General features: G+C 72.5%; 7 protein-coding genes. 4 read left to right on the plus strand and 3 right to left on the minus strand.

The window, feature by feature from the left end; genetic code table 11:
- The first annotated feature begins 77 nt into the window (after window positions 1-77).
- Window positions 78-1,475: a cytochrome gene (locus ACFYZ8_RS07260; RefSeq protein WP_388531578.1), complete on the plus strand. Its 1,398-nt coding sequence runs from the start codon at window positions 78-80 to the stop codon at window positions 1,473-1,475.
- 73 nt (window positions 1,476-1,548) lie between these two features.
- Here the strand turns inward: ACFYZ8_RS07260 and ACFYZ8_RS07265 are convergent, their stop codons facing one another.
- The 3 genes from ACFYZ8_RS07265 to ACFYZ8_RS07275 all read right to left on the minus strand — a co-directional run bounded on the left by ACFYZ8_RS07265 (window position 1,549) and on the right by ACFYZ8_RS07275 (window position 4,346).
- The gene (locus ACFYZ8_RS07265) at window positions 1,549-2,217 is read right to left on the minus strand and encodes a YceI family protein (protein ID WP_388531576.1); all 669 of its coding nucleotides are present in this window, start codon (window positions 2,215-2,217) and stop codon (window positions 1,549-1,551) included.
- Between the two features lie 108 nt (window positions 2,218-2,325).
- Entirely contained in the window at window positions 2,326-3,918 is a 1,593-nt protein-coding gene (locus ACFYZ8_RS07270) for a cation acetate symporter (RefSeq protein WP_388531574.1), read from the minus strand.
- Window positions 3,912-4,346 carry a DUF485 domain-containing protein gene (locus tag ACFYZ8_RS07275; protein WP_359037621.1) on the minus strand — a complete coding sequence of 145 codons (435 nt, stop codon included), beginning with the start codon at window positions 4,344-4,346 and terminating at the stop codon, window positions 3,912-3,914. The genes ACFYZ8_RS07270 and ACFYZ8_RS07275 overlap by 7 nt, the downstream gene beginning before the upstream one ends.
- A gap of 513 nt (window positions 4,347-4,859) precedes the next feature.
- Between ACFYZ8_RS07275 and ACFYZ8_RS07280 the strand changes: the two genes are divergently transcribed.
- From ACFYZ8_RS07280 to ACFYZ8_RS07290, 3 genes are read left to right on the plus strand one after another with little or no spacing between them, the layout of a single operon-like run.
- A complete protein-coding gene (locus ACFYZ8_RS07280) occupies window positions 4,860-6,401 on the plus strand; it encodes an acyl-CoA carboxylase subunit beta (protein WP_388531572.1) in 1,542 nt (513 codons plus the stop codon).
- 24 nt (window positions 6,402-6,425) lie between these two features.
- Window positions 6,426-8,138, plus strand: a complete 1,713-nt coding sequence (locus ACFYZ8_RS07285; RefSeq protein WP_388531570.1) for a fatty acyl-AMP ligase — start codon at window positions 6,426-6,428, stop codon at window positions 8,136-8,138.
- Window positions 8,135-12,112 carry a beta-ketoacyl synthase N-terminal-like domain-containing protein gene (locus ACFYZ8_RS07290; protein WP_388531568.1) on the plus strand — a complete coding sequence of 1,326 codons (3,978 nt, stop codon included), beginning with the start codon at window positions 8,135-8,137 and terminating at the stop codon, window positions 12,110-12,112. Before ACFYZ8_RS07285 ends, ACFYZ8_RS07290 begins: the two co-directional genes overlap by 4 nt.
- Window position 12,113 lies beyond the last annotated feature (1 nt).

Here is a 12,113-nt window from a genome sequence, read left to right on the forward strand (position 1 = left end):
ATAATCACCCCCCGCCATGGAGGCAGCGCAGGGGGTCACATTACTCTGGCGTAGCGCCTGAGCGAGGGAAGGAAGCCATGGGGGTCCAACTGAACAGCGGATCGGCAGCCGGTCACGGGCCGCTGGAGTCGATGAGCCTCGAACCGCTCATGACCCGCGACTACGAACGGGATCCGGCGATCGTGTACGAGCGGTTGCGCCGGGCGCACGGCCCGGTCGCGCCGGTCGACCTGCTGGGTGTGCCCGTCTGGCTCGTGCTGGGCTACGAGGAGGCGTACGAGGTCCTCCGCGACGACCACGCCTGGCCCAAGGGGCTGGAGAACTGGCGGGCGCACAGGGAGGGGCGGCTGCCCGCGGACTGGCCGCTCGCGCCGTCCCTGGACGTCAACCACATACTCATCCAGGGCGGTGAGGGCTACCGCGGGCTGAAGGTGGCCTGGGACACCGCGCTGCGGCCCTTCCAGGACCCCCGGCACCCGGTGGCCAAGCGGCTCAAGGCGCAGATCACCCGTGACGCCGACGAACTGATCTCGCTGTTCACGCAGGGCGGGCGCACCGGGTGGGCGGATCTGTCGGCGCAGTTCGCGCGGCCGCTGCCGCTGATGGTCGCCAGTCATCTGCTGGGCTTCCCGGGCTCGCAGCACGACGACGCGCTGATGGACATGTGGCGGGTGCTGGACGCGGGTCCGGACGCGGGGCCCGCGCTGGAGCGGCTGCTCGCCACCCTGTCGGAGCTCGGCGCGTGGAAGATGAAGGAGCCGGGCGACGACTTCCCCTCCTATCTGCTCGCCTCCCATCCCGGCCTGAGTGTCGAGGAGTTGTCGCGCGAGCTGATGATGCTGCTCGGGATGACCTCGGACCATGTCGGCATCCTGATCTCCAACACGGTCGTCGAGGTCATCACCGGGAACCTCCCCGCCAGCGCCAGTCTGTCGGCGGGGCTGATCAGGGAGACCATGAACCGGGTGGTGATGCAGAAGCCGCCGCTGATCAACTTCGTGCCGCGGTTCCCCCTGAAGGACATGCGGCTCGGCGAGTACACCATCGCGGCGGGCGATCCGGTGTGGGTGTCGGTCGGCGCCGCACACGCGGATCCGGCCTTCGCGGGGAAGGTCTGCCCCGAGTCGACCATCAGCACGCGGGCCCATCTGTCCTGGGGCGCCGGTCCACGGCAGTGCCCGGCGCGGGAACTGGCCGGGGGCGCGGCGGCGATCGGCGTGAGCAGGCTCTTCGAGCGGCTGTCCGGGCTGGAGTTGTCGCTGCCCGTCGATCAACTGCCCTGGCGCTCCTCACCGTTCATGCGCGGGCTGCGCTCCCTCCCGGTGCGGTACACGCTCTCGGGCACGCCGGCCCTCCCGGTGCCCCCGCTCCCGGCCCTCCCCGCCCCCGCCGGCTCGACCGCGGCCGAGGAGTCCGCCGTACGGCCGCGTTCGTCGCTGTGGCGCTATCTGGCGGGGCTGGTGCGAGGGCGCTGACAGCCCCGGCGGCACCACAGTGGGCCACGAACCCGGACGGGTTCGTGGCCCACTGTGCGCGGCGGATGTCGGGTCAGCCGGCCGGAGGTGTGCGGATCGCGGCGATGTCGAACTGGAGGCGCACTTTCTCGCTGACCATGGCACCGCCCTCGGCGAGCCTGGTGCTGTAGGTCAGGCCCCACTCGGAGCGGTTGATGGTGGTGGTGCCGTCGAAACCCGCCCGCTGGTAGCCGAACGGGTCGGTGACATGGCCTATGTAGGTGAGGTCCAGGACCACGGGGCGGGTGGTGGCCTTGATGGTGAGGTCGCCGGTCATCCGATATACGTCGGGGCCGACGACCTCCACGCCGGTACTGGCGAACCGCATGCGCGGATAGGCCGAGGCGTCCAGGAAGTCCCGGCCGACGAGGTGGCCGTCGCGCTGCTCCACGCCGGTGTCGACGCTGCCGGTGGAGATGATGATCTCCGCCTTGGAGCGGGACGGGTCGCGGCCGTCGAAGTACAGGCGGCTCTGGTACTCCAGGAACGCCCCGCGCACGGTGGTGACCATGGCGTGGCGTACGGAGAAGCCGATCCTGCTGTGTGCGGGGTCGATGGCCCATTCCCCGGTCAGGGCCGCCAGTCCCGGGTCGGGAAGGACGGCTGTGGCAGTGGCCGACGTCCCCGTGGGGGGCTGGGAAACGTCGGCGGGTTCCGTGCGGTCCGTGCGGCGGAACATGGTGCCACGGTTGAACAAGTTCATACGTCACCTAATTACTGCACGGGAGTTGCCGCCGCAAGCCATGCCGGGCTGTCGACGAAATATCCACGTGTTCGCCACACACTTCCCGGAGAAGTCGGAGGAAATCGGCTAGTCGACTCCCACAAGGGCGCGTACTTCGAAGTCCTCGTATGTCTCCTTTGTTTCGGGACGGCTCAGTATCGAACCCAGCCAGCCGAGAAGGAAGCCGGCCGGGATGGAGACGATTCCGGGATTCTGCAAGGGAAACCAGGCGAAATCGGCATCCGGGTAGAGCGAGGCGGAGGCACCGGAGACGACCGGGGAGAAGACGACGAGAAGAACCGAGGTGAACAGGCCTCCGCAGAGGCTGAGGAGGGCGCCCTGCGCGGTGAACCGCCGCCAGAAGAGGCTGTAGACGAGGGTCGGCAGGATGGCGGAGGCGGCGATGGCGAAGGCAAGGAAGGCGAGCGTCGCGGAGTTGGCACCCCAGGAGACCAGGGCGAGCAGCATGCCGAGGATGCCGATGACGGCCGCCGAGAGCCGGGCCACGGCCAGTTCCTCCGTCTGCGTGGCCCTGCCCTTGCGGATCACCTCGCCGTACAGGTCGTGGGCGAGCGAGGAGGCGGCGGCCAGGGTGAGGCCCGCGGCGACCGCGAGCAGCGTGACGAAGGCGAGACAGGACAGCAGGGCGGTCAGGACGGCGCCGCCCAGTTCGTGGGCGAGCAGCAGGACGGCCGCGTTGCCGGTGCGGTCGTTCTCCGCGATGGTGTCGCTGCCCAGGACGGCGGTGGCGCCGAGACCGAGGATGCCGGCCGCCAGGCAGACGAGGCTGACCAGGCCCATGGCCCACACCACCGAGGTGCGCAGGACGTCGACGGACTTCGGGGCGAGCAGGCGCATCATCACGTGCGGAAGTGCCGCGAGGCCGAGCACGATCGCCAACTGGAGGCTGAGGAAGTCGAGTTTGCTGGTGGCGCCGGCTCCGTAGCGCAGTCCGGGTTCCAGGAACCGGGTGCCCTGCCCGCTGTTGTCCGCGGCGGCGGCGAGCAGGTTCTCGAAGTTCCAGTCGAAGCGGTTCAGCACCATCACGCCGGCCACGGTGACGCCGCAGATGAGCATGACCGCCTTGACGACCTGGATGAAGGTGGCGCCGGGCATGCCTCCGATGGCGGCGTAGACGATGACGATGGTGCCGATGACGACGACGCACAGGGTGCGGGTGGCGGCGCTGGGTTCGCCGGTGAACTGGGTCAGCAGGGCGACGCTGCCGACGAGTTGGGCGACCAGGTACAGGGTGGTGATGGCCAGCGTGCACAGCGCCAGGGCGAGGCGGACCGGCCGCCGCAGGCGCGTCAGGCGCATCGCCAGGGTGTCGCCGAGGGTGAACTTGCCGGTGTTGCGCAGGGGTTCGACGATCAGCAGGAGCACCATCATCCAGGCGACGGCGGTGCCGCACAGGTAGAGCAGTCCGTCGTAGCCGGTCAGGGCGACCAGCCCGGTGCTGCCCAAGAGGGTGGCGGCCGACAGGTAGTCGCCGCACATCGCCAGCCCGTTGCGCAGCGGGGACATGGTGCGGTTGCCGAGGTAGAACTCGCCGATCTCGTCGCGCTGGGGTGCGGTCAGCAACGCGGTGAACAGGGTCACGACGACCACGGACAGGAAGAGCACGAGCGTCAGCTGGAGGCTGAGGCGGTCCACGACGGAGGCGCCGAGCGTCACCATGGGCGGTACTCCTCGCCGCGGGGGGCCGTGCGCGCCTCGAAGGCCGCCCGCTCGCGGTCGGCGGCCCCGTGGTGGCGGACCAGGCCGCGCAGCCCGCGGACCACCGGGGTGACCCGGGTGCGCATGTGCACGAGGTAGCGCCACACGATCACGGCCATCAGCACGAACTGCCCGAGACCGAGCGCCAGTCCGACGGTGAGGTGGCCGCTCACGGGGGTGTTCATCAGGCCCGGCAGAAAGCTGGACAGCAGGACGTACAGCAGGAAGCCGCCGACGGCGACGGCCGTGGCCCGGACACCGAAGCGCCGATGGCTGCTGCGCAGCGACTGATAGGCGGGCTCATGCAGGACCGATCGCCGGTCATCCGGTCGGGGGCTTGTTTCGTCGGGGAACGGCGGCCCGCCGAGCCCCATGGAGTGCCGGGACACTTGCACCTTCTTTACTGCCGCGCCGGTCGTCGCATCACAAGGCATGCCGGAGTCATACGCGGTGCGGACGTGTGGGGAATTCGTGAATCTGAAATTCGCGTGATGTGAATTGCGCGCTGGACGACGAGCCTTGCGGGCCGGTCGGCCGGGAGGCCCGGGGTGGGGCGACGCGGCCAGGACCGGGATTGTTGCAGCGCCTCCATTGAACTATCAACCGGCCGGTCGCACCGAATCCGGGAGCTGACTCATTCGCGCGCTTCGATACATGTACTCGCCATCCCACAGCCTGCGAAAAGGCCGATCCCAGGAATAGGTCTGCACCTTCCCTCCGGCCAGGTTGTCTCAAATGCAGTGCACAAGTGATGCCCCTCGTCCCGCACGCCCTTGTCACCCGCGGACTAAGGCCGGCCTCCCGGGACTCACCTCGCGCAAACAGAACGGCGTTGGGCTCGGCCCGCGCCGGAGGCGCTGCCATATTCGAAGGCCACTTCGGAGGTGGCTGTGACACTAGAGGTGACGACGACACGTCTGCCCGACCGCACCGCCGACCGCGTCCTCGCGCTGGAGGCGCGCCGGGCGCAGGCCGTGGCCGCGGACCGGCCGAGGAGACGCGGCAAGTTCGGTGCCCGGGAGCGGATCGACCTGCTGCTGGATTCCGGCTCGTTCACCGAGACCGGACTGTTCGTGCGGGCCAGACCGGCCGGGGACGACTCCGACCGCCCCTACGGCGACGGGGTGATCACCGGGTACGGCACGGTCGACGGGCGTCCCGTCTGTGTCTTCTCCCAGGACTCCACGGTCTTCGGCGGCAGCATGGGCGAGGCCTTCGGCGAGAAGACGGTCGCCCTCATGGACCTCGCCCTCAGAACCGGCTGCCCGGTCATCGGGCTCAACGACGGGGGCGGTGCCCGCATCCAGGAGGGCGTCGTCTCCCTCGCCCTCTACGCCGAACTGGTGCGCCGCAACGTCCAGGCGTCCGGGGTGATCCCGCAGATCTCCGTCGTCCTCGGCCCGTGCGCCGGCGGGGCCGCCTACTCCCCCGCCATCACCGACTTCACCGTGATGGTGGACGGTGCCTCGCACATGTTCGTCACCGGCCCCGACGTCATCGCGGCCGTCACCGGGGAACGCACCAGCGCCGAGGAGCTGGGCGGCGCCCGCACCAACAACTCCCTCAACGGCAACGCCCACTTCCTCGCCGCCGACGAGACGGAGGCCCTCGACACCGTACGGGAGCTGCTGTCGTACCTGCCCGTCAACAACCTGGAACGGCCCCCGCAGTACGCCCCGCTGCCGCCGCCCGACGACGTGCCGCTCGACGAGATCGTGCCGGACCGGCTCGGGCAGGCCTACGACATGCGGGACATCCTGCGGGCGGTCGTCGACGACGGTGAACTCCTGGAGGTCCAGGAGCTGTTCGCGCCGAACATCATCTGCGCGCTGGCCCTCGTCGAGGGCACGTCCGTCGGCGTGGTCGCCAACCAGCCGCTGCACGCGGCCGGGGTGCTGGACATCGACGCCTCCGAGAAGGCCGCTCGGTTCGTACGGTTCTGCGACGCGTTCGGCATTCCGCTGCTGACCTTCGCCGATGTGCCGGGCTATCTCTCCGGGGTCCGCCAGGAGCAGGCCGGGATCATCCGGCGCGGCGCCAAGCTGCTGTACGCGTACGCCGAGGCGACCGTGCCGAAGGTGACCGTGGTGGTGCGCAAGGCGTACGGCGGCGGGTACGCGGTGATGGGCTCCAAGCACCTGGGCGCCGACATCAACCTCGCCTGGCCCACCGCCCGGATCGCGGTGATGGGCGCCGAGGGCGCGGTGGGCGTGCTGCACCGGCGTGAACTCGCCGCCGCCGACGACCCCGAGGCGCTGCGGGCCCGGCTCGTGGACGCCTACGAGAGCACCCACGGGACGCCCTATCTCGCCGCCGAGCGCGGATACGTCGACGCGGTCATCGCCCCGCGCGACACCCGTGCCCACATCTGCCGTGCCCTGCGTGCGCTGCGCGGCAAGCGTGCCCCGATGCCGGAGCGCCGGCACGGCAACATCCCGCTCTGACTGCCCCGCGAGGAGACCCGCACGATGGACATCCGCCGTCCCCCGCTCGCCCCCGCGTTCCGGAGTCTGCCGGAGTATGTGCGGCACTGGGCCCAAGCCACCCCGGACCGCCGGGCGTTCACCTTCGTCGACCACCCCGCCCCGCACTCGCGCGGGGTCCACCGCACCCTGACCTGGCGCCGGCTGGACGTGCGGGTACGCGCGGTGGCCGCCCGGCTCGCCGAGGAGGCCGAGCCGGGGGCGCGGGTCGCGGTGCTGTGCCCCCAGGGGCTGGAGTACGTCATCGGGTTCCTCGGTGCGCTCGCCGCCGGAATGGTCGCCGTACCGATGTATCCGCCCGGACTGCCCGGACACGGCGACCGGCTGGCGGCCGTCCTGGCCGACGCGCGTCCGTCGGTGGTCGTGACGACGAGTCAGGTGGGCGCTGAGGTGCGGGAGTTGTGCGGCGACAGCGCCGCGCGGGTGGTCGCCGTGGACCAGGTGCCCGATGCCGCCGCGCGGGAACTGCCGCCGCCCGCAGGGGAGATCGCCTACCTCCAGTACACCTCCGGCTCGACGCGCACCCCGGCCGGTGTGGAGATCGGGCACGCCAACGTCGTCGCCAACGCCCGCCAGGCGCTGGGTGCCTACGGCGCCGACGTCCGTCCGGTGACCTGCGTCGGCTGGCTGCCGCTGTACCACGACATGGGGCTGGTCCTCAGTGTCGCCGCCCCGGTCGTGCGCGGACTGCTGTCGGTGCTCATGGACCCGGTCGCCTTCCTGCACGAACCCGCGCGCTGGCTGCGGCTGTTGTCCGCGCATCCGCGGGCGCTGAGCGCGGCGCCCAACTTCGCCTACGACTACTGCGCCTCGACGGTGACCGAGGCGCAGAAGGCGGATCTGCGGCTGGACGGGGTGGTCGCGCTGATCAACGGCAGCGAGCCGGTCCGTCCCACCACGGCCGACAGGTTCCAGGCCGCCTTCGCCGGTCAGGGGCTCGTGGCGGAGACCCACTGCCCGTCGTACGGGCTCGCCGAGGCGACCGTCTTCGTCAGCGCCGCCCGGCCCGGGGAGCCGGTGCGCCGGTTCGCCCTGGACCGGGACGCGCTCGCCGAGGGCAAGGCGCTGCCCGCGCGGCCCGACGACCCGAGGGCCGTGCTGCTGGCGGGCTGTGGCACTCCGGTGGGCCAGGAGGTCCGGATCGTCGATCCGCTCTCCGGCGCCCACCTGTCCGAGGGCGAGGTCGGCGAGATCCAGGTGCGGGGTCCCAACGTGGGCCGCGGCTACTGGAACCGCGACGAGCAGACCCGGCGCGTCTTCGGCACGGACGGCCGGCTGCGCACCGGTGACCTGGGGACGGTCCTGGAAGGGCAGTTGATCGTCACCGGCCGGCTCAAGGACCTCATCGTCATCGACGGACGCAACCACTATCCGCAGGACCTGGAGGCCACCGTCCAGGACGCGCATCCGGCGGTGCGGCGCGACCGGCTCGCCGCGTTCGGGGTGCCGGGCGGCTCCGGTGAGCGGGTGGTCGTGGTGGCCGAGCACGCGCGGACCACGAGCCTCGCCGAGATCGACGTACCGGCGCTGGTGCGGGCCGTGCGTGCGGCCGTGTCCGGACGGCACGGGGTGCGGCTCGCTGATGTGCTCCTGGTCCCGCCGGGCACGGTGCCGCGGACGTCGAGCGGCAAGGTGTCGCGGGCGCTCACGCGTGAGCGGTATCTGGCGGGTGTCTACGCGACGGGCGGAGCCGCATGAGCGCCCTGGACGCGAGCGCGGTGCGCCGGCTGGTCGCGGAGCAGGTCGCCGTATGGACCGGGACGGCAGCCGCCGAGGTTCCGATGGACCGCCCGCTGGCGGACCTCGGCATGTCGTCACGGGACGCGGTCGTGCTGGCCGGGGAGCTGTCCCGGCTGACGGGCCGGGAGCTGCCGCCGACCCTGCTGTGGGAGGCGCCCACCGGGGAGGCCCTGGTGGCGCACCTGTGCCGTACGACCCCGCAGGCCGCGCCACCGACGCCCGCCACGGCGTCCACCGCCTCGGAGCCCGCCGCCTCTGAGCCCGTCGCCTCTGAGCCCGTCGCCGTCATCGGCCTGGGGTGCCGTCTCCCCGGCGGGGTCCAGGGCCCGGCGGACTACTGGCGGCTGCTGACCGACGGCGTCGACGCGATCAGACGGGTCCCCGAGGACCGCTGGCGCGACTTCACCCCCTTCCCGCCCGAGGACGCGCCCGCGTACGGCGGCTACCTGGACGACATCGCGGGGTTCGACGCGGACTTCTTCCGGATCACCCCGCGCGAGGCCGCCGTGATGGACCCGCAGCAGCGGATCCTCCTGGAAGTCGTGCACGAGGCCCTGGACCACGCCGCCGTCCCGGCCGCCTCCCTGGCGGGCACCGCCACCGGTGTCTTCGTCGGGGTCTCCGCCCCCGAGTACGGCTCGCTGACCGGCGCGGACCCGGCGGCCGTGGACCCCTGGGCGCCGGCCGGGGGCGCGCTGAGCGTGACCGCGGGCCGGCTGGCGTACGTGCTGGACACCCGCGGGCCGAGCGTGGCCGTCGACACCGCCTGCTCCTCCTCACTGGTCGCGGTGCACCACGCCTGCGTGAGCCTTCGTACCGGTGAGAGCGACACGGCGATCGCCGCGGGCGTCAACCTGCTGCTCTCCCCCACCGTCAGCATGGCGTTCCGGCGGGCGGGCGCCCTGGCCCCGGACGGGCGCTGCAAGCCGTTCTCGCCGGACGCCGACGGCATCGGACGCGGTGAGGGCTGCGCGGCCGTGCTCCTGAAGCGGCTGTCCGACGCCGAGCGCGACGGCGACCGCGTGCTCGCCGTCATCCGCGCCACGGCCGTCAACTCCGACGGCCGCTCCAACGGCCTCCTCGCCCCCAACCCGGCCGCCCAGCAAGCCCTGTTGGCCACCGCGTACGCGAGGGCCGGGCTCACCCCCGCCCAGGTCGACTACGTCGAGGCGCACGGCACCGGCACCCCGCTCGGTGACCCGATCGAGGCCGGTGCGCTCGGCGCGGTCCTCGGCGCGGGGCGCGACCCCGACCAGCCGCTGCTCCTCGGGTCGGTGAAGTCGAACCTGGGGCACCTGGAGTCCGCCGCGGGCATCGCCGGACTGGTGAAGACCGTGCTCGCCCTGCACCACGACGTCATCCCGCCGTCCCTGCACTGTTCCGAGGGCACCGCCCTGGACGACGTACGCCTGCGCGTGGTCACCGAGGGCGAACCCTGGCCGCGCTACGGCGGTACGGCCGTCGCCGGGGTCTCCGGTTTCGGGTTCGGCGGCACCAACGCCCATGCCGTACTGGAGGAATGGCGGCCCGGCGTCCTGCACCCGCGCCCGGACGAGGAGCCCGGTGCCCGGCTCCACCTCCTGTCCGACGTGGACGAGGAACGGCTGCGGGACACCGCGGCCCGGCTCGCCGACTGGCTCAGGACGGCGGCCGCGCATCCCGCCGACGTGGCCCGCACGCTGGCCGGACGGGCGGGCCGCGGAGGGGTGCGCGCGGCCGTGGTCGCCCGGGACCGCGCCGAACTCGCCGACGGGCTCGACGCGTTGACGCAGGGACGCCCGCACGGCCGGGTCGTGACCGGTGAGCGTGAGCTCGCGGGGCCCGGCCCGGTGTGGATCTTCTCCGGGTACGGCAGCCAGTGGGCCGGAATGGGACGCCGGCTGCTGGCCGAGGAACCCGCGTTCGCCGCCGCCGTGGAGAAGCTCGACGCGGAGTGCGGACTGTCCCTGTACGACCGTCTGTCGTCGGGGAGCGCGCTCGACCGGCTGGAGGTGGCCCAGCCCGTGCTGTTCGGACTCCAGGTGGCGCTCGCCGAGTTGTGGCGTTCCTACGGCGTCGAGCCCGCCGCCGTCATCGGCCACTCGCTGGGCGAGGTGGCCGCCGCGGTGTGCGCGGGCGCCCTGGACGTGTCGGAGGGCGCCCGGATCGTCGCCGTACGGGCCCGGCTGCTCAGCCGCCTCCGGGGCGGGGCCATGGCGGTCGTCGACCTCCACGACAGCGAACTCGACGATCTGGCCCGGGACTTCCCCGACGTGCACGTCGCCGTCCACTCCTCGCCCGGGCAGAAGGTCGTCACCGGCGAGGAACCGGCGGTGGCGCGGCTCGTGCGGTGGCTGGAGGAACACGGACGGGCCGCCCGGTCCATGCGGGTCGTCGGTGCCGGGCACTCGCCCCAAGTGGAGCCGCTGCTGGCGGAGTTGACGGCGTCCCTGGCCGACGTCGGGGGCAGAGCGCCCCGCGTGCCCGTCTACTCCACCGTCCTGGACGATCCGCGCGGAGACTCCCTCTTCGACGCCGCTCACTGGGCCGCCAACCTCCGGCGGCCCGTACGCCTGGACCGGGCCGTCGCCGCGGCCGCCGCCGACGGCCACACCGCCTTCGTCGAGATCTCCCCCCACCCGGTCCTGGCCCGGGCCGTCACCGACAACGTGCCCGGTGCGCTCGCGATCGGGACGCTGAGGCGGGACGGCGACGGATGTGCCGACTTCCTCGCCCAGGTGGGGGCCCTGTACTGCGCGGGCGGACGGCTCCCGCTGCCTCCCGGGCGGGTCGTCGACCTGCCGGCGCCGCGCTGGAAGCATGTGCGGCACTGGTGGACGGACGGGCGGGGGGCGTCACCGGCCCGCCCTCCCGCGTCCACGAAGGCGCCGGCCGAGGAGGTGCGCGCCGAGCAGGACACCTCCGTCGCCGCCCGCCTGTGCCATCACATCGCCACCGTCACCGGCCACAGCGCCGGCCGTGTCACCCCCGCCACCGCGCTGGCCGACCTCGGCCTTGACTCGCTGATGGCGGTCCGCGTCCGCACCGCCCTGGAGCGCGAGTTCGCCGTCGAGCTGCCGCTGCGCGACCTGCTCGGCGCCACCACCGTCCAGGAGGTGGCCGACCGGGTCCGGCCGGGCGCGGTACGCCCGCTGCGTGTCACCGGCACCCGGCCGCCGCTCTTCCTCGTGCACGCCGCAGGAGGAACCACCGACGTCTACCGGGCACTTGCCGACCGCCTGGGCGACGAGCGTCCCGTGTACGGCCTCGAACGCCTCGAAGACACCCCGACGGTGACCGGGAAGGCCCGCCGCTACGCCGAGGCCGTCACCGCCCTGCATCCCGACGGGCCCTGTCTGCTGGGCGGTTGGTCCTTCGGCGGCTTCGTCGCCCAGGAGACCGCACGGCAACTCACCGCCGCGGGACGCGACGTGGAGCTCGTGGCCCTCATCGACTCCGTACGGCCCCTCCCCCAGCCCGACCGGACACCGTCCGACCGGCTCCGCGCCCACTTCGAGGGGTTCGCCCGCCACGTCCACGACGCCTACGGGGTCCGGCTGGAGCTGCCGTACGACGACCTCGTCGCGATGGACGACGACCGCGAGCGCATCGACACCGTGCTGGAGATCCTGCGCGCGTCCGCCGGGGTACCGGACGCCGCCCTGGAGCACCAGCGCTCCTCCTACCTGGACCTGAGGATCGGCGAGGCCCACCGGCCGGGCCGGTACGACGGGCGGGTGGTCCTGTACCGGGCCACCGAGCCCGCCCCGCACACCGTGCGTGACCCCGCCTACGAACGCGACGACCAGGCGCTGGGCTGGGACGAGGTGTGCCCGCGCCTGACCGTCGTACCGGTCGCGGGACACCACCTGTCGCTGCTCGACCCGCCGCACGTCGACGAGATCGCCGCCCATCTGGGCCGGGAGCTCGCCGACGGGACCCGCCGAACGTGAT

Origin of the sequence: Streptomyces sp. NPDC001668 (assembly GCF_042893155.1) — a bacterium.
Lineage (GTDB): Bacteria > Actinomycetota > Actinomycetes > Streptomycetales > Streptomycetaceae > Streptomyces.

Bases quoted from the DNA above. Each gene is read 5' to 3' on its own strand.
- ACFYZ8_RS07260 (WP_388531578.1), top strand. From the start codon at position 78: ATGGGGGTCCAACTGAACAGCGGATCGGCAGCCGGTCACGGGCCGCTG.
- ACFYZ8_RS07265 (WP_388531576.1), bottom strand. From the start codon at position 2,217: ATGAACTTGTTCAACCGTGGCACCATGTTCCGCCGCACGGACCGCACG.
- ACFYZ8_RS07270 (WP_388531574.1), bottom strand. From the start codon at position 3,918: ATGGTGACGCTCGGCGCCTCCGTCGTGGACCGCCTCAGCCTCCAGCTG.
- ACFYZ8_RS07285 (WP_388531570.1), top strand. From the start codon at position 6,426: ATGGACATCCGCCGTCCCCCGCTCGCCCCCGCGTTCCGGAGTCTGCCG.
- ACFYZ8_RS07290 (WP_388531568.1), top strand. From the start codon at position 8,135: ATGAGCGCCCTGGACGCGAGCGCGGTGCGCCGGCTGGTCGCGGAGCAG.